Here is an 18,445-nt window from a genome sequence, read left to right on the forward strand (position 1 = left end):
TGCCTGTCTGGCGGTGAGAGGCCGCCGGGTGAGGGTCCACGCCCTTCACTCAGCCACAGGCGCGGGGTCCCGATCCGTCGCCGGGACCTTCCCACCCTACCGGAGCGGTGCCCGCGGGCCCGTAGGCTGTGCTCCGTGGTCAGGTGGTTCTGGGAGCGGCGCAGGCCGCCGGGTCGTATTCTGCGGCTGCGTTCGCGCGACGAGGCGAGCGACGTCCGCCGCGTCGACTTCGAGCAGCTGGCGCCCGATGTCGCGACGTATCTCGGGCAGGCCGCGTACCTGCAGCTCGGCTACGTCGAGACCCTCAGCTCCCTCATCCAGCAGAGCCCCGAGCTCTCGCACAAGGAGTCGCTGTCACGAGCCGCCGGCGCCGCGCTCCGCAAGCACCAGGCCCTGGTCGCCCTGATCCGGGACCGGGGGGACGACCCGCTCGAGCTGATGCTGCCGTTCCGCGAGCCGCTGGACTCCTTCCGTCACGCCACCCACGGCGCGCGCCCCCTCGAGACGATGCTGACCGTCCACCTCACGGCGGGCCTCCTCGACGACTTCTATCTGTCGCTCTCAGGCAGCTACGGCGACACCGGGCGCCGCGTGGCCGCGATCCTCCGCGGCGACGCCGAGCGGGAGGCGCTCACCGCCATCGTCACCGACGCGATCTCCGCCGATGCCGAGTGGCGCGCGCTCCTCAGCCTGTGGGGTCGCCGGCTCGTCGGCGACACCCTGCTCGTCGCCCGCGGCGCACTGCGCCCGGGAAGCCTCGACCTCGAGGACGAGAAGCAGGTCCAGCCGGTGTTCACCCAGCTGCTGGGCGCCCACTCGCGGCGGATGGGTGCACTCGGGCTCGAGGCCTGAGCGGCGCCGGCACGCTTGCGCCCGGCGCGCGCGTGCGCGCCTGAGCAACGCCCGGCGCGGGTCAGGCGATCCCGAGCTCTCGGCGGGTGCGCTCGTCGTGCGCGACGCGCGCACGAGTCAGGAGGACGAGGGCGATCGGCACGACGATCGCCGGCAGCAGGATCGTCGCGAGCCACGTCCACAGCGAGTCCGGCCCCTGGCCGGCCCAGGTGAGGATCATCCACCCGAGAGCGCCGAGCGCGGTGCCCGACAGCGGGCCGAGGGCAGCGCCGCGCAGGTCCCGTCCTGAGACGGCGAAGTGGGCAGCGGCCCCCAGCGTCGCGCCGATGACGAGCGCGAGGACGATCAGCATGTCAGGCGACGAAGCCGACGCGCCGGGACTGGTCCGTGCCGACCTCGACGAACGCGATGCCGGAGGTCGGGACGAGGTAGGTGGCACCCTTCGCATCGACGAGGGTGACGTACGCCGCCCCGGAGTCGAGGGCCGACGCGATCGTGTTCTTGACGGCGTCCGCCGTCTCGTTCGAGTCGAAGCTGAGCTCGCGCGAGTTCGCGATGCCGATGCGGATCTCCACGGTGTTGCCTGCCTTTCCTCGCCCACCTGTGCGGGCGCATCTCGACTCTACGACACGCGTTCGGGGCGGGATGCCGGGAGGCGAACGCTCTGGGCGAACGTCGCTGCCGGCCGGTGTCGGCGACGACGGTTAGCGTGGGAGACATGGGTCATCCGTCGCGTCCCCGAGCGCTCGACGACGCGCAGCGGCGCGTCGTGGCGCTGCCCGCCGACGCCTCCGGCGTCGTCATCGGGGCGCCCGGCAGCGGCAAGACCGCGACCGTCGTCGAGCGCGTCGTCCGGCTCATCGCCGAGGGATTCGCGCCCGAGGAGGTGCTCGTCCTGACGCCGACGCGCACCGCCGCGACCGCCCTCCGCGACCGGCTCGCCCTCGCCGTCGGGGTGGCGACGAGCGGGCCGCTCGCCCGTTCGGTCGCGGCGTTCGCCTACCAGGTCGCGCGCGCCCACGCGGTGCACGCGGGCGACGAGCCGCCGCAGCTGCTGACGGGGCCCGACGAGGACCGGCTCATCGGCGACCTGCTGCGCGGCGACGAGGAGGACGAGCAGGAGGGGCCCTCCCGCTGGCCGGACTGGGTGACGCCGGAGATCCGCGCGACCTCGGGCATGCGCGGCGAGATCCGCGCGTTCCTCGCCGAGCTCACGACCCTCGGCATCCAGCCGGACGAGCTGGACCGGCTCGGCATTCGCCACGACCGGGACATCTGGCGCTCGCTGGCATCCTTCGCCCGGGAGTACCACGCCGTGCGCTCGCGCATGCGCGGCGCGCACCGTGACGCCGCGGGCCTCGTCCGCGAGGCGGTCGGCCTGGTGCGCAGCCTGCCCGCCGGGTCGCCCGCGCTCGGCACGGTGGCGGGCCTCCGCGCGATCGTCGTCGACGACGCGCAGGAGCTGACGCTCGGCGGCGTCGAGCTGCTGGAGGGATGCCGCAGCCGTGGCATCGCGGTGCTCGCCTTCGGCGACCCGGACGTGGGATCCGGGACCTTCCGCGGCGCGCGCCCCGAGAACTTCGCGCGGCTCGCGGTGACAACCTCCGTGCTGGACGGCGTCCACCGCGGAACCACCTTCCAGCGCGATGTGCTGTCGCAGGTGACGTCGCGGATCGGTGCCGCAGGTCTCGTGGCCCACCGTTCGCCGCGCGCCGGCGTCGAGCCGGACGGCAGCGTGCGGGCGTTCGCACTGCGATCGAACTCGGAGGAGTACGACACCATCGCGCGACTCCTGCGCGAACGGCACGTGCACGACGGCGTGCCGTGGGAGGAGTGCGCCGTCATCGCGCACGACACCCGTCAGGTGGCCGCCCTCGAAGCCGAACTCGCCGCACGCGACGTCCCGACCGCGGCCGTCGGCCCGGCCGGCTCGCTCGCAGACACCCCGATCGTCCGGGAACTGCTGCGGCTGGTCGATCTCGCGGCGCGCGAGCACGCGCAGTGGGACGTCGACGACGTCGGCGATGCGCTGACCGCGGGAGGACTGGATCCCGTCGAGCTCCGGCGCCTGCGGACCGCGCTCCGTCACGCCGAGCTCCTCGGCGGCGGCGAGCGTTCGGCTCGCGACCTGCTGGCGTCGGCCATGGCGTTCCCGCTCGAGTTCGACCTCCTCGACACCCCGGAGGGCCGCCGGGCGGGCCGCGTCGCCGCCACGGTCGGGAAGCTGCGGGACCAGCTGGACGCGGGCGCCACCGCCCACGAGCTGCTCTGGACGGTGTGGGAGCAGCAGGGCCGCGAGCGCGAGCTGCGGACCCTCGCCGACGGGCACGGCCCGCTCGCCGAGCAGGCCCGCCGCGACCTGGACGCCGTGGTGGCCCTCTTCGAGGCGGCCAAGCGCCACGGGGAGCGCGAGGACGGCACAGCGCCGATCGACTACCTGCGGTCGCTGCTGCACTCCGAGGTCGCGGAGGACCGGCTCACGACGTCGGTCGCCCCGCAGGGCGTGCAGGTCTCGACGCCGGCCGGCGCGCTCGGTCTCGAGTTCGACACCGTCGTGGTGGCCGGCGTGCAGGACGGCGTGTGGCCGAACCTCCGCGTCCGCGGCGGACTGCTCGACACCTGGCGGCTCGCCGACGGCGAGGACGACAGCGATGCCGTCGATCGTCGCCGGAGCGTCCTCCACGACGAGCTGCGTCTGTTCGCCCGCGCCGTCTCACGAGCGCGCTCGCACCTCGTCGTCACGGCCGTCGACGACGACGACACCGGGCCGAGCGTGCTGTTCGAGTTCCTCCCGCCCGCCGAGCCCGCTCCGCGGTCGGTGGAGCATCCCCTCACCCTCCGCGGACTCGTGGCGCAGCATCGGCGGGTCCTCACGGATCCGCGGTCGATCGAGCCGGCACGCGCCCACGCGGCAGCCCAGCTCGCCCTGCTGGCCGCCGAGGGCGTCGCGGGCGCCGACCCGGCGCAGTGGTACGGCGTCGCGGAGCCCACCTCCACCCGGCCGGTCCGCGACCTCGACGCGGCGCCGCTGCGGGTCTCGCCGTCGCGTCTGCACGCCCTCGAGCAGTGTCAGCTGGACTGGGTCATCGGCGACCTCGGCGGCGACCCGGGCACCGCGGTCGCCGGTCTCGGCACGATCCTCCACGCCGCCCTCGAGCACGCCGACGGCGCCGACGAGGCGTCGCTGTGGGCCTTCGTCGAGGAGCGCTGGTCGCAGCTCGAGTTCGAGGCTCCCTGGATCGACGCCGCCGAGCGGGCGCGGGCCCGCGACCTCGTCAGCCGGCTCGCGGCATACCTCCGCGCGACCGAGCGCTCGGGCTCTCAGCTCATCGGCGCGGAGCCCCATTTCGAGGTGGAGATCCCGGTCCGGGATGCGGCGCACCCCGCCATCCTGAGCGGCTACATCGACCGTGTCGAGCGGCAGCCCGACGGCAGCGTCGTCATCGTCGACCTCAAGACCGGGCGGAGCGAGCCCACGAGTGACAAGGCGGTGGCGGAGAACCCTCAGCTGGCCGCCTACCAGCTGGCGTTCGAGCGCGGGGCCATCCCCGAGGTGAACGGCGCGGCGCCCGGCGGGGCGAAACTCGTCGTCCTGAAGAAGACGCGGTACGCCCCGTACGCCGAGCCGCATCAGCCGCCCTTCGACGACGAGACGCGCAGCGCCTTCCTCGCGCGGATCGACCGTGCCGTCGAGGTGATGCGCGGCACGAGCTTCGAGGCGCCGTTCGAGGAGCACTGCCGGGACGACCACTCGCACGGGCTGTGCCGCATCCACACGATCGGAGCGGTGAGCTCGTCGTGACCGACCCCGTCCTCAGCCCCGAGACGATCGCCGCCGCTCTCGGGCAGTTCCCGCCCACGCCCGAGCAGTCCGCCGTCATCGCGGCGCCCCTCGCGCCAGCCCTCGTGGTGGCCGGTGCCGGCAGCGGGAAGACCGAGACCATGGCCGGACGCGTCGTCTGGCTCGTGGCCAACGGGCTCGTCCGGCGTGACCAGGTGCTGGGCCTCACCTTCACCCGCAAGGCCGCCGGCGAGCTCGCCGAGCGCATCGGCCGACGGCTCCAGCGCCTGGGCGAGTTCGAGCGCCGCGGACTGCTGCCCGCGCTGCCGCAGCTGCACGCGACCGGCCGCCTGGATGTCTTCGCGCGGCTGGAGCGGGAAGGCGCCCCCGACTCCGCGCGGCGGGCCGCGCTCGACGCGCTCGCGCCCGGCGGCGAGGTCGACGCCGACGCCGACGCGCTGCTCGACCGGCCCACCGTGTCGACCTACAACAGCTTCGCCGACGGCATCGTCCGCGAGAACGCCGTCCGCATCGGCCGCGACGCGGATGCCGTCGTGCTGAGCGAATCCGCGGCATGGCTGCTCATGCGCCAGGTCGTGTTCGCCGCCGACGACCCCCGCCTGCCGGAGCGCATCGAACGGCCGTCGACGATCATCGACGCGGCCCTTCGGGTCGCCCGCGACAGCGTCGACAACCTCGTCGACCTCGACGACCTGGCATCCTTCGCCGACGACTTCCTCGACGTGCTCGAGCGACCCAGCGACAGCGCCCGCACCACCGTGTACGCCGACATCCGGACGGCCGCGGACAAGGTCGGCGGGCTCGGCGTGCTGGTCGGGCTCGCCCGGTCGTACGACGCCGAGAAGCGCCGTCGCGGCGTGATCGACTTCTCCGACCAGGTCGCCGGCGCGCTGGCCGTCGTGCAGGGCCACGCCGCGGTGTCGGCGGACCTGCGGGACCGGTACCGCGTCGTCCTGCTCGACGAGTACCAGGACACATCGGTCGTCCAGACCGACCTGCTGTCGACCCTGTTCGCCGGCACCGCCGTCATGGCGGTCGGCGATCCGCACCAGTCCATCTACGGCTGGCGCGGCGCGAGCGCCGGCAACCTCGGCGACTTCGCGCAGGCGTTCGGGACGGATGACGGTGCCGCCACCTTCTCCCTCCTCACCAGCTGGCGCAACAGCGCCGACGTCCTGCGGGCCGCGACCGCCGTGCTCGCCCCGCTCGCGAACGGCTCGCCGGTGGAGGTGGGCGCGCTGCGGCCGCGCCCCGGAGCGCCGCAGGGCCGCGTGGACGTGGCGGTCGACGACGACGTGGACGCCGAGGCGGAGCGCGTGGCGGCATGGTTCGAGGGCGCCCGGTCCCAGCGGGCCGACGACGGCCTGCCCACGACGGGTGCCGTCCTGCTGCGGAGCAAGAAGCACATGGTCCGCTTCGCCGACGCGCTGGGACGCCGCGGCATCCCGCACCGAATCCTGGGGCTCGGCGGGCTGCTGTCGACCCCCGAGGTCGTCGACGTGGTCTCCGCGCTCCGCGTCATCAGCGACCCGCGCGCCGGCTCGGCGCTCATCCGGCTCCTCGCGGGGCCGCGATGGGGCATCGGGCTCGCAGATCTGCGGGAGCTCGCGCAGCTAGCCGGCCGCCTCGCCCGGCACGACAGCGCACTGCAGCCGCTGAGCGCCGAGGTCACCGAGGCCCTCCGCTCCTCCGCGGGCGACGAGCAGGGCTCCCTCGTACTCGCTCTCGACTTCCTGTCGCGCCAGAAGCCCGATCACGGCTGGCTCGCGCCGTTCACACCCGCCGCGCGGGAGCGGCTGCGCGAGGCGGGCGCGGTGTTCGCGGGCCTGCGCCGGGCGTCGGCGCTTCCGGTCCCCGAGCTCGTCCGGATCATCGAGGCGGAGCTGCGACTCGACATCGAGCTCGCGGCGAACGAGGCGCGCGGACCGGCGCGGATCGCCGGCGATCAGCTGCGCGCGTTCGTCGACGAGCTCCACGGATTCCTGCAGACGGACGAGCGCGGGTCGCTCTCGGCCCTGCTCGCGTGGCTCGACCGGGCGGAGCGGCTCGACGAGTTCGCCCCGCGCACCGAGCCACCCGAGGACGACGTCGTGCAGCTCCTGACGATCCACGGCTCGAAGGGCCTGGAGTGGGATGCCGTCGCCGTCGTCCGCGGCGTCGAGGACGAGCTCCCCGCGCGCCTGCAGGACGGCAAGGGGTGGCTCGCTTTCGGCGTGCTGCCGTACTCCTTCCGCGGCGACCGCGCCTGGCTGCCCGAGTTCGGCTGGCATCGGCGGGACGCCGAGACGCAGCAGCACCTCAAGGCTGCGCTGGAGCGCTTCACCGACGGCATCCGCCGGCGACACCTCGCGGAGGAGCGGCGTCTCGCCTACGTCGCCGTCACGCGCGCCCGTGACCACCTGCTGCTGACCGGGTCGGGCTGGGCGGGGACGAAGAAGCCGCGTGCCGCGAGCCGTTTCCTCGTCGAGATCGCGGCCGAGCTCGGCATCGACCTGCCCGAGGTGGACGCCGACACGGCGAATCCGTTCGAGGGCGTCCAGGCGACGCTGCAGTGGCCGATCGATGCGCTGGGTGTGCGGCGGGATCGCGTCCACGAGGCCGCCGCGCGCGTGCGCGCCGCGGCGGCCGAGCCCCCGGCCGCGCCGACCCGCGACCTCGAGCTGCTGCTGGCCGAACGCGCCGCGCGGGCCGCAGGACGGTCGACGCAGGCGCCCACCCGCATCCCGGCATCCCGCTTCAAGGACTTCGTCGCCGATTACGGGGCGGCCGCGACCGCCGTGGCGAGACCGCTGCCGGAGCGGCCGTATCGGCAGACCCGTCTCGGCACGCTGTTCCACGCGTGGGTCGAACGGCGCTCCGGGCTCGTCGGCCGCGCCCGGTCGGCCGACGACGTGCTGTGGGAGGACGACGCCGACACGCCGCAGGGGTCCGGGCCGGACGCCGGAGCGCTCGACCGGCTGAAGGAGGCGTTCCTCGCCTCGGAGTGGGCGGATCTGCAGCCGATCGAGGTCGAGACCGAGATCGACTTCGCGGACCCGGACGCGCTGGGCGACGGCCGGTCCCACGTCATCATCTGCAAGCTCGACGCGGTCTACCGTCGCGGCGACCGCATCGAGATCGTCGACTGGAAGACGGGCCGCCCGCCGCGGACGGCCGCGGAGCGCGAAGAGCGGATGCTCCAGCTCGAGCTGTACCGGCGGGCGTACTCGGCCAAGCACCGGATCCCCACCGACCGCATCGACGTCGCGCTGTTCTACGTCGGCGACGGGCTGGTCCTGCGCGGCTGACGCGTCGGGGCCGCCTCGGCGGCCGGATCCTCCGAGCGGAGGTCAGGCGGTGCCGGTCCAGCGGCGCAACGCGTTCCGCGCGGCGTCGTCGGGGTCGCGGTCCTCGTCGGACGGGGGCTGCGCGGCATCCGGTCCCGGCCAGTCCGAGAACTCGATCGGCTCGGTCTCGAGGTCGGTGGCGTCGGTGGGTCGCGCCTCGTCCTCGTCCTCGCCGAAGAGGTCCATGGACCCCGGGTCGTAGGCGTCGGTCTGCATCGACGTGTCGACCGCGTCGGAGCGGGGCTCCGGGACCCGGCCGAGCGCGGCGATCGCGTCGTCGACGGTGACCGTGCCCGCGGCGATCGGCGCCGCATCCCGGACGCTCTCGTCGAGGGCCTCCAGCAGGGCGACGGCGTCGTCCATGATCGCCTCGGAGCCGACCTCGTGACCGTGCACGAGCCACTTGGCGAACTCCAGCTCGGCGTGCAGGCGAGCTCGCTCGGCGATCATCGCATCGGGGGAGCGGTGCGCCTGCGCGGCGTAGGCCTCGAAGACGGTGGCGGCCGCCTCGGGCGCGCTCGATGTCCAGCGGAGGTCTTCGGCAGGGTCTCCCACGCCGAGTCCGCCCCACGTGAGGAGGCCCTGGAGGGTCGGGACCTCGTCGACGTCGACGAACGCGAAGGACGCCGGGTCGACGCCACCCAGGGTCACGGTGGGCTCGAAGCGCCAGAGCCCTTCGGCCGTGAGCGCGCGGCTCCACCGGCGGAGCAGTCCGAACGGCAGCCGCCCCGTCGCCTCCGCGCGGTCGAGGAGCCGCTCGGTGTCGGCGTGGACCATGGTCTCGGTGCGGACGGGCAGTCCGGCGCTCTGCACGACGGATGCCGGCAGGTCGTGGACTGCGGCGATCGCTTCGGCGAGCGAGGTCGCGACACCGCGGCCGGTGGGGACGTGGGCGGCGTCGACGCGGTAGCCGTCGAGGTGCGTGATCACGCGGGCGATGCCGTCGCCCAGCCGGGCGGTGCCCCGGATCTCGGGTGCGCGGAACGGCAGGACGGCTCGCACGCCGGCCGTGAGTGCGGCGAGGGCCTGCGTCTCGCGGCCGAGCTCGGCCTCGGCGTCGGGCGTCGCGGGGACGCGGACGACGAGGCGGCTGCCGTCGTCGAGCGTGAGGAGCGCGCTGTCGAAGCGACCCGCGCCGTCCTCCGTGAGCGTGGCGGCCCCGACGATGCCGATGCCCGCGCCGACGCTGCCGACGGGCGCGAGGGCGGCCGTGGCCGCCGCGGCTAGAGTGAGGGGTGAGCGTGCCATGCCCCCAGGGTAGGTCGGGCACGCCCCGGCGCCCCGGCGCCACGCCCGCAAGAGAGGTCCTGGATGACGACGAAGGACGTCCCGCCGCCTCTGGCCCGCGCGGTCATCGACCGCGCCGCCGACGAGCGGCTCGACGAGAAGCTGATGGATCGCGCCCGCCGCGACGTCGCGACGCGCGTGCTCGTGCTCCACGGCGACCGGGCCCCGCTCGGCGACGGCGGATCGCTGCACCTCGTGCCGCCGGACGACGCCCCCGCCGACGCGGAGTGGGCGTTCCTCGGACGGGATGCGAAGGGCGACGCGATCCTCGCCGCGATCACGGCGGCCACGGCCGGCGAGCCCGACCTCGGCGCAGCCTCCTGGGCGGCCCTTCGCGCCGTCGGCGGCGACCTTCCGGCGGACGAGGCGGGCCGCTTCGTCCAGGCACTGAGTGTCGGGCGCTGGCTGATCGACGCGCCGTTCTGCCCCGCGTGCGGGACCCGGACCGAGGTCCGGCAGTCCGGCTGGTCGCGCGTGTGCCCGAACTGCGGCCGTCAGCACTTCCCCCGCACCGATCCGGCGGTCATCGTGGCGGTGGCGAGCGCGGACGGCGACCGGCTGCTGCTCGGCCGCAACGCGGCCTGGGGCGACATCCCGATGTATTCGACCTTCGCGGGTTTCGTCGAGGCGGGGGAGTCCCTCGAGACCACCGTGCACCGCGAGGTGGCCGAGGAGGCGGGCGTGCGGCTCGACCGGCTCGCGTACCGCGGTTCGCAGGCGTGGCCGTACCCGCGATCGCTCATGCTCGGCTTCTCGGCGAGCGCGGTCGACGACGCGGAGGCCCGCCCCGACGGCGAGGAGATCCTCGACGTCCGGTGGTTCGACCGGGACGAGATCCGGCGCGGGCTCGCCGGCGAGGGCGAGCTGCGCCTGCCGGGGCCTGCGTCGATCGCGCGCAGCCTCATCACCGCCTGGAGCCGCTCGTGAGCTCGGACGCCCTGTCCGGCCTCGATGAGCGTCAGCGCGAAGCGGCATCCGTCCTGCGCGGGCCCGTCTGCGTGCTCGCGGGTGCCGGCACCGGCAAGACCCGCGTCATCACGCACCGCATCGCGCACGGCGTCGACACCGGGGCGTACTCGCCCAGCCGCGTCATGGCCGTCACCTTCACGACGAAGGCCGCGGGTGAGCTGCGCGGCCGCCTGCGGGGTCTCGGGATCGAGGGCGTCGCGGCGCGCACGTTCCACGCCGCGGCGCTCGCGCAGCTGAATTTCTTCTGGCCGCAGGTCGCCGGCGACACCGCGCCCGCGATCGTCGACCGGAAGCTGCGGCTGCTCGGGCACGCGGCCGACGAGATGGGACTGCGGCTGGATGCCGCCACCCTCCGGGACGTCGCGTCGCAGATCGAGTGGCGCAAGGTGACGATGCGCACGATCGAGCAGTACGCGCAGGCGCGGCCCACGGGCCTCCCCGGACTCGCCATCGGACCTCTCGTCGATCTGCAGACCGCGTACGAGCGGGTCAAGGACGAGCGCCGTCAGCTGGACTTCGAGGACGTCCTGCTGGCGTGCGCCGGGATGATCGAGTCCGAGCCCCGGGTCGCGGCCGCCGTCCGCGAGCAGTACCGCCATTTCACGGTGGACGAATTCCAGGACGTGTCGCCGGTGCAGCACCGGCTGCTCGAACTCTGGCTGGGCGATCGCCGCGACCTCTGCGTGGTCGGCGACGCGAGTCAGACGATCTACTCCTTCGCGGGCGCGGACCCGCGGTATCTGCTCGACTTCGCCGACCGGTACGACGACGCGCACGTGGTACGGCTGGAGCGCAACTACCGGTCGGATGCCGCGGTCCTCGCCGTCGCGAACGAGCTCATGCGCGGCCGCCCCGGAGCCCTGCAGCTGCAGGCGGGCGCGGAGCCCGGGCCCTCGCCCGAAGTCGTCGCGTTCGACGACGACTCGGCGGAGGCCGAGGGTGTCGCCGATCGGGTCGCGGTGCAGCTGGCCCGCGGCGTCGACCCCCGGACGATCGCCGTCCTGTACCGGCTGAACGCCCAGTCGGCGCCTCTGCTGGCGGCGCTGTCATCGCGCGGCATCGCCGCCACCGTCCTCGGCGGCAAGCGGTTCTGGGACCTGCCGGAGGTGCGCCAGGCCCTCATGGCGCTGCGCGGCGCCTCGGTCGCCCCGCTCACGGGGACGTTCGTCGCGACGGTCCGCGACGTCCTGCGCTCGCTCGGTCTCAGCGACGAGGCGCCGCCCGCCGGTGGCGCGCTGCGCGACTCGTGGGAGGCGCGCGCCGCCGTCCTGCGGCTCGCCGAGGAGGCGCCCGAGGGCACCACCCTGCGCGCGTTCACCGACGAGCTCACGGCGCGGGCCAAGGCCCAGCACGAGCCCGCGCTGAAGACCGTCACGCTCGCGACGCTGCACGCGGCGAAAGGCCTCGAGTGGGATCACGTGCACCTCATGGGCATGTCCGAGGGGCTCCTGCCGATCTCGTACGCGACGACGTTCGAGCAGGTCGACGAGGAGCGGCGACTCGCCTACGTGGGCATCACGCGGGCCGCGCGTACGCTGTCGCTCTCGTGGTCTCGGGCGTCGGGTCATCGGGAGCGGCAGCGGTCGAGGTTCCTTCAGGAGATCGGCACAGGCACCGTGCGTGAGGGCGGTGCGCGCGCCACACGCGGCGGACGTCCCCGGCGCTGAGGGTCACGGCGCGTCCGGCCGCGCCGCGCGTGAGCAGCCGGCCGGCCAGGATCGCCCCCTCCATGAGCAGCAGCGGCTCGGTCGGCGCGGCGGGCCGAGCCAGCAGCTGTGCCGCGACGAGCGGCCACTGCGGATCCGCGTCCCGCCGCGCGGCGTGGACGCAGGCGAGGCACGCCGAGGCACCCGGTACGACGAACGGGCCCACCGTGATCCGATCGCCGAACAGCTCGATCGGCAGGTGCGGCACGTCCTCGGCGACCAGCCGAGCCGCTCGATGCGGGTCGACGAGCCGATGCGCGACGAGGAGGACCGGTTCCCGGTGGTCGGCCGCCGTCCGCGGCCAGCGCTCGCACTCGGACACGCGGATGCCGGCCGCGCGGAAGCCGGCCAGCAGCGTCGCCTCGTCGGTCCTCGACAGGTCGGCGGGCAGCTCGACCCGCGCAGCCGGAGACGCCGCGGGGGAGTCGGCGAGGGCGTCGCCGATCCGGGCGACGAACGCCGCCGCCTCCTGCTCGGTCGTCCCGAGCTCGCGGGCGAGCGGACCGAGGCGGGCGTCGGGGATCCCGGCGACGAGCTCGTCGAGCAGGCGCTCCTGCCACGGTCTCACGCCGTCGATCGGGTGGGGGTCGTCGGGACCGAGCTGCACGGTCGACGGCGTCCGCCAGAGCGGGAGGTGCGAGGCGGCGAGGCGGAGCATGCCGCGATTGTGCCCCGGCCGGGGGTGTCACGCGGTCGTCGTCCACAGCACCCGCGCGGGCGGCCCGGGATCGGGTCGCTGTGGAGGAGCCCCCGATCAGACGGGCCGGGGACCCGTCGGCTCGTCGCCCTCGGCGTCGCCGCGTCCGTCGTCGTCCCCGTCGGAGGCCGCCGGCGCGGAGCCGCCGTTCGCCTCCTCGTCGAGGAGGGCGGCGAGCGCGTCGTCGAAGGCGTCGCGTGCCGGCTCCTCGCCGCGGGCGCGGGCCTGCAGCCGGGCCACGAGCCCGGCCGGGTCGTCGATGTCCTCGGCGGTCGGCATCAGGTCGGGGTAGTCCCAGAGGCTGTCGCGCTCGGCGGTGCCGACGGCATCCGTCACCGCGCGCCACATGGCGGCGGCCTCGCGGAGCCGGCGGGGCCGCAGCTCGAGACCGACGAGCGATGCCATCGCCTGCTCGCCGGGACCCCCGACGGCGCGGCGGCGACGCACGACCTCGGCGATCCGGTCGGCCGCGGGCAGGCGGGTGAGGGCGTCCGCCGTCACGACGTCGACCCAGCCCTCGATCGTGGCGAGCAGGTTCTCGAGGCGCGTGAGCGCGGCGATCTGAGCCTCGGAGCGCGGCGGGATGAGCGCACCGCTCTCGATGGCCTCCCGCAGCTCCTCGGGGGAGGACGGGTCGAAGCGCGACGCCAGCTCCTCGAGGGCGTCGACGTCGACGTGCACGCCGCGGGCGAAGTCGGTGATCTGCGAGATGACGTGCAGGCGCAGCCAGCGGGCGTGCCGGAACAGCCGGGCGTGCGCGAGCTCGCGGGTCGCGAGCGCGAGGGCCAGCTGGTCGCCGTCGATCTCGAGGTCCCGGCCGAAGTCCGCGAAGTTCTGGGGCAGGATCGTCGCGTCGCCGTCCGGCATGAGCGGGATGCCGACGTCTCCGCCCGAGACGACCTCGAGCGAGAGCCGCCCGATGACGGTGCCGAGCTGCCCGGCGAAGAGCGCGCCGCCCACCTTCCGCATGATCCGTCCCGCGCCCTCGATGGCGGAGCGCATCTCCTCAGGCGTCTGCGACTCGAGCGCCGCCAGCAGCGCGTTGCTCATCGAGGACGCGACCGGCTCGGCGAGCTCCTGCCAGACCGGGAGGGTCGCCTCCACCCACTGCCCGCGGGTGATCGCCTTCGGGGGCATCGGCAGATCGGCGATGACGGTGGCTTCGCTCAGCCACAGCGACGCGAGCGTGAAGGCGGAGTCGAACTCCTGGCGGTCGCCGGTCGAGATGCCGAGGCCGTCGCGGTTCGCGGTGTGCAGCGCCTGCGTCTTCGCGGACGACCAGTCGATGCCCTCGTCGTCGCCGCCGGCCATGGCGTTCTGCAGGTGGCGCATCACGTTCTGCATCATCGCGGGGTCGATGTTCATGCCCGACATCGCGCGGAGCTGCTCGGCGTCGAGGTCGCCGTCCCCGCCCAGGAGGCGTCGCAGCATCTCGGCAAGATCGTCGTCGCCGGGTCGGTCGTCGTCGGTCATGTCAGGCGCCTTTCAGCAGGGGGGAGACATCTGGTTCTACGCTAGTCGCGGGTTTCCACCGCACGGTTCGAGCGGGACCCGTGCCGTGTACGCCGGTCGCGAACGAGCGACGGGGAAAGGTCCTGCGTGTCCCTGTTCGACGATGCCGCTCCCGCAGCGGATGCCGCTCCCGCCGATTCCGGACGCCGCCGCTTCGGCCGGCCCGGTGTGGGCGTGTGGGCGCTGGCGGTCGCGCTGGTCGCGCTGCTGGTCCTCACCTTCCTGCCCACCGCCTACGTGATCCAGGGCCAGGGGCCGGTCGTGAACACGCTCGGCACCGCCGAGAACGCCGACGGCGAGGAGGTTCCGCTGATCTCGATCTCGGGCGCCGAGACGTTCCCCGCGGAGGGCTCGCTCGACCTGACCACCGTGCAGGTCCGCGGAAACCGCGAGCAGACGCCCTCCTGGTTCGAGCTCGCGATGGCCTGGTTCGACTCGTCGAAGGCCGTCCTGCCGATCGAGCAGATCTTCCCCGAGGGGACGACGGTCGAGCAGCGGAACGAGGAGAGCGCAGCGCTCATGGTCGACTCGCAGAAGGAGGCTACGGCTGCCGCGCTGACCGAGCTCGGGTACGACGTGGAGCCGCACGTGAGCGTGTACGGGTTCAGCGAGGATTCGCCTGCGGCGGGCGTCCTCGAGGTCGACGACCGATTCGTCTCCGCCGAAGGACGTCCCATCGAGACGACGCAGCAGCTGCGTGAGGTCATCAACTCGCTCGGCGGCGACCCGGTCACGATCGTGGTGCGGCGGGACGGCGAGGAACGCGAGGTCAGCGTCACTCCGACCGAGACGACGGTGGACGGCGAGACCCTGTGGCTGATCGGCATCACGACGGCGCACGACTACGACTTCCCGATCGACGTCACGATTCAGCTCGACCGGATCGGCGGACCGAGCGCCGGGCAGATGTTCGCCCTCGGCATCATCGACACCCTCACGCCGGGCGAGCTGACCGGCGGCGAGCACATCGCCGGCACCGGCACGATCGACGCCGCCGGGGCGATCGGTCCGATCGGCGGCATCCGCCAGAAGCTCTACGGCGCGCAGGATGCCGGCGCCGACTGGTTCCTCGCACCGGCGACGAACTGCGACGAGGTCGTCGGGCACGTTCCGGGCGATCTCCGGGTCGTGTCGGTCGAGACGCTCGAGCAGTCGCTCGCGGCCCTCGAGGCGATCAGCTCGGGCGAGGGTGCCGACGATCTCGCGACCTGCACCACCGGCTGACCCCGCTCGCCGCCTCGGCGCCTGCGATCACGCGCCGCCGCCTCGGCGCCTGCGATTACGCCTTGAGCGCACCCGGCCGCGGAGCCCGCCGTTGAGGGTCCCGCCTAGGATGGAGAAGTGACCTCGACACCGACCGCGGGCCCGGCCACGCCCTCGCCTCCGAACCCTGTCCGCCGCGCGATCGCCATCACCATCGGCGTTCTGATCGTGCTCGTCATCGCATTCTTCGCCTTCGCGAGTCTGTACGCCGACTGGCTGTGGTTCCGCCAGCTCGGGTTCGACGGGGTGCTCACGACGCAGTGGATCGCGCGCGTCGCCATGTTCCTCGTCGGCTTCGTCGCGATGGCGGTCCCCGTCTTCGCCGCGATTCAGCTCGCCTACCGGCTCCGCCCGGTCTACGCGCGGCTGAGCTCGCAGCTGGACCACTACCAGGAGGTCATCGAGCCGCTGCGTCGCCTCGCGATGTGGGGCATCCCGGTGTTCTTCGGCTTCTTCGCCGGCTTCGCCGCGTCCGCGCAGTGGGAGACGGTGTGGCTGTGGGCCAACGGCGTGAGCACGGGTGACGCCGACCCGCAGTTCGGGATGGACACCGGCTTCTACCTCTTCCAGATGCCGCTGTACAGCGCCGCACTCGGGTTCGCGTCGGCCGTTCTGCTGATCTGCCTGCTCGTCACCGTCGTCGTCGCCTACCTCTACGGCTCGGTCCGCGTCGGCCAGCGCGAGCTGCGGATCTCCAAGTCCGCCCGCATCCAGCTCGCGATCGTCGCGGGGCTGTACCTCGCGGTGCAGGCGGTCAGCCTGTGGCTCGACCGGTACAAGACGCTCACGACCCAGGGCGACCGCTTCACGGGCGCCAGCTACGTCGACGTCAACGCGGTGATCCCGGGTCTCGCGATCCTCGCGATCGCCGCCGCCATCGTCGCCGTCCTCTTCTTCGTCACGGCCGTCATCGGCCGCTGGCGCTTCCCGCTCATCGGCACCGCGCTGCTCATCGTGTCGTCTCTCGTCGTGGGCGTCGCCTACCCGTGGGCGGTCACGCAGTTCCAGGTGGCGCCGAACCTCGAGACGTACGAGGCGCAGTACGTGGAGCGGAACCTCGCCGCGACGAAGTTCGCCTACGGCATCGAGGACCTCGAGAAGACCGACTACAAGGCCGTCACGACGGCGGAAGAGGGTCAGCTCCGGGCGGATGCCGAGACGACGGCATCCCTGCGCATCATGGACCCCGCCATCATCGGCCCCACCGTGCGCCAGCTCGAGCAGTACCGCTCGTACTACCGCTTCACGAACCCGCTCGACGTCGACCGCTACGAGATCAACGGCGAGATGCAGGATGCCGTGGTCTCGGTCCGCGAGCTGAACCTCGATCAGCTGGGCACCGCACAGTCCTGGTACAACAACACCCTCGTCTACACGCACGGCTACGGCATGGTGGCCGCGAAGGGCAACGACCGGACCGGCGACGGCAACCCGGTGTTCCTCGAGCGCGGCATCCCCACGGCGGGCGAGCTGACCGACGGCTCGGACTACGAGCCCCGCATCTACTTCGGCGAGAACTCGCCGCCGTACTCGATCGTCGGCGCCCCGGAGAGCTCCGAGCCCGTCGAGCTGGACTACCCGCGTGGTGAGGACGGCGCCGGCCAGACCCGCACGACGTTCGAGGGCGACGGCGGTCCCGACGTGGGCAACCCGTTCAATCGCCTGCTGTACGCGCTCAAGTTCCAGTCGACCGACATCCTGTTCTCGGACGGCATCAACGACGAGTCGCAGATCCTCTACGACCGCAACCCGCGGGACCGCGTGGAGAAGGTGGCGCCGTACCTCGAGCTCGACAGCGACCCGTACCCGAGCGTGGTGGACGGGCGCGTCGTGTGGATCGTGGACGGCTACACGCTGAGCAACAACTACCCGTACTCGTCGATCGTGAGCCTCCGCGACTCGATCTCGGACGCGACGAACGCGCAGCCGCGGGTCGCCCTCGACGACGTCAACTACATCCGCAACTCGGTCAAGGCCACCGTCGACGCCTACGACGGGTCCGTCACGCTGTACGCGTGGGACGAAGAGGACCCGCTGCTGCAGGCCTGGCAGAAGGTGTACCCGACGTCGCTGCAGCCCATCTCGGAGATGTCGGCCGACCTGATGAGCCACGTGCGCTACCCGACCGACCTGTTCAAGGTGCAGCGGGCCATGCTCGGCACCTACCACGTCGATGACGCGCAGTCCTTCATCCGTCGCGACAACGCGTGGCGGACGCCCGAGGACCCGGTGACGCAGTCCAACCTGCAGCCGCCGTACTACCTGACGATGCAGATGCCCGGTCAGGACGACCCGTCGTACTCCATGTTCACGTCGTTCATCCCGGCATCCGTCGGCGACGGTGCACGCAACGTGCTCATGGGCTACCTGGCGGTGGATTCCAACGCCGGGGGCGAGAAGGGCGCGAAGGCGGAGGGCTACGGCAAGCTGCGGATGCTGGAGATCAGCGCCGACGTGTCGGTCCCGGGTCCCGGCCAGGTGCAGAACACGTTCAACTCGAACGAGACCATCTCGCAGCAGCTCAACCTGCTGAAGCAGGGTCAGTCGCAGGTGCTCAACGGCAACCTGCTGACGCTGCCCGTCGGTGGCGGTCTGCTCTACGTGCAGCCGGTCTTCGTGCAGGCCTCCAGCGGTACGCAGCTGCCGACCCTCCGGAAGATCCTGGTGTCGTTCGGCGACGAGGTGGCCTTCGAGGACACGCTGCAGGAGGCGCTCGACGAGCTCTTCGGCGGCGACTCGGGCGCCGTCGCGGGCGACGACGGCACCGACCCGACCCCGAGCGAGACGCCGGCACCCGGCGAGACCCCGGCACCCGACGAGACTCCGGCACCGAGCGATCCCGGCACCGGACCGACGGCACCGGCGGCGGAGTTCGACGAGCTGCTTCAGCAGGCGCAGGAGGCCATGCAGGCACGTGATGCCGCGATGGCCGAGGGCGACTGGGCCGCCTACGGCGAGCAGGACGACCGGCTGACCGCGATCATCGAACAGCTCCTCGAGCTCGAGGGCGAGTGATCGAACGGTGGTGGGC

Annotated in this window: 11 protein-coding genes; 7 read left to right on the plus strand and 4 right to left on the minus strand. The window is 73.2% G+C overall.

Going from position 1 to position 18,445, the window contains the following annotated elements:
* Nucleotides 1-135: 135 nt before the first annotated feature.
* Complete coding sequence (locus AB3M83_RS07280; protein WP_412946484.1) at nucleotides 136-852, plus strand: ferritin-like fold-containing protein; 717 nt, start codon at nucleotides 136-138, stop codon at nucleotides 850-852.
* Between the two features lie 61 nt (nucleotides 853-913).
* Here the strand turns inward: AB3M83_RS07280 and AB3M83_RS07285 are convergent, their stop codons facing one another.
* Entirely contained in the window at nucleotides 914-1,204 is a 291-nt protein-coding gene (locus tag AB3M83_RS07285; RefSeq protein WP_412946485.1) for a hypothetical protein, read from the minus strand.
* Nucleotide 1,205: 1 nt separating this feature from the next.
* Nucleotides 1,206-1,427 (minus strand): DUF3107 domain-containing protein, encoded by a 222-nt coding sequence (locus AB3M83_RS07290; RefSeq protein ID WP_412946487.1) that lies wholly within the window; start codon nucleotides 1,425-1,427, stop codon nucleotides 1,206-1,208.
* 143 nt (nucleotides 1,428-1,570) lie between these two features.
* Between AB3M83_RS07290 and AB3M83_RS07295 the strand changes: the two genes are divergently transcribed.
* The gene (locus tag AB3M83_RS07295) at nucleotides 1,571-4,654 is read left to right on the plus strand and encodes an ATP-dependent helicase (RefSeq protein ID WP_412946489.1); all 3,084 of its coding nucleotides are present in this window, start codon (nucleotides 1,571-1,573) and stop codon (nucleotides 4,652-4,654) included.
* Nucleotides 4,651-7,941, plus strand: a complete 3,291-nt coding sequence (locus AB3M83_RS07300) for an ATP-dependent DNA helicase (RefSeq protein ID WP_412946491.1) — start codon at nucleotides 4,651-4,653, stop codon at nucleotides 7,939-7,941. The genes AB3M83_RS07295 and AB3M83_RS07300 overlap by 4 nt, the downstream gene beginning before the upstream one ends.
* A 42-nt stretch (nucleotides 7,942-7,983) precedes the next feature.
* Here AB3M83_RS07300 and AB3M83_RS07305 read toward each other — a convergent pair whose 3' ends face one another.
* The gene (locus tag AB3M83_RS07305; RefSeq protein ID WP_412946493.1) at nucleotides 7,984-9,228 is read right to left on the minus strand and encodes a phosphotransferase; all 1,245 of its coding nucleotides are present in this window, start codon (nucleotides 9,226-9,228) and stop codon (nucleotides 7,984-7,986) included.
* A gap of 63 nt (nucleotides 9,229-9,291) precedes the next feature.
* Here AB3M83_RS07305 and nudC point away from each other — a divergent pair, with 63 nt between their 5' ends.
* Entirely contained in the window at nucleotides 9,292-10,194 is a 903-nt protein-coding gene (nudC, locus tag AB3M83_RS07310; RefSeq protein ID WP_412946495.1) for an NAD(+) diphosphatase, read from the plus strand.
* On the plus strand, nucleotides 10,191-11,903 hold the full coding sequence (locus tag AB3M83_RS07315; RefSeq protein ID WP_412946497.1) for an ATP-dependent helicase: 1,713 nt from the start codon (nucleotides 10,191-10,193) through the stop codon (nucleotides 11,901-11,903). The genes nudC and AB3M83_RS07315 overlap by 4 nt, the downstream gene beginning before the upstream one ends.
* Nucleotides 11,904-12,696: 793 nt before the next feature.
* On the opposite strand, the gene AB3M83_RS07320 is transcribed toward AB3M83_RS07315, so the two are convergent.
* Entirely contained in the window at nucleotides 12,697-14,112 is a 1,416-nt protein-coding gene (locus tag AB3M83_RS07320) for a zinc-dependent metalloprotease (RefSeq protein WP_412946499.1), read from the minus strand.
* A 126-nt stretch (nucleotides 14,113-14,238) separates the two neighbouring features.
* On the opposite strand from AB3M83_RS07320, the gene AB3M83_RS07325 reads away from it, so the two are divergent.
* Nucleotides 14,239-15,375 carry a YlbL family protein gene (locus AB3M83_RS07325; protein ID WP_412946501.1) on the plus strand — a complete coding sequence of 379 codons (1,137 nt, stop codon included), beginning with the start codon at nucleotides 14,239-14,241 and terminating at the stop codon, nucleotides 15,373-15,375.
* Nucleotides 15,376-15,492: 117 nt separating this feature from the next.
* Nucleotides 15,493-18,429: a UPF0182 family membrane protein gene (locus AB3M83_RS07330; RefSeq protein ID WP_412946502.1), complete on the plus strand. Its 2,937-nt coding sequence runs from the start codon at nucleotides 15,493-15,495 to the stop codon at nucleotides 18,427-18,429.
* Nucleotides 18,430-18,445: the final 16 nt, after the last annotated feature.

It is taken from the genome of Microbacterium pasadenense, from assembly GCF_047246565.1.
In the GTDB taxonomy this organism is placed as follows: domain Bacteria; phylum Actinomycetota; class Actinomycetes; order Actinomycetales; family Microbacteriaceae; genus Microbacterium.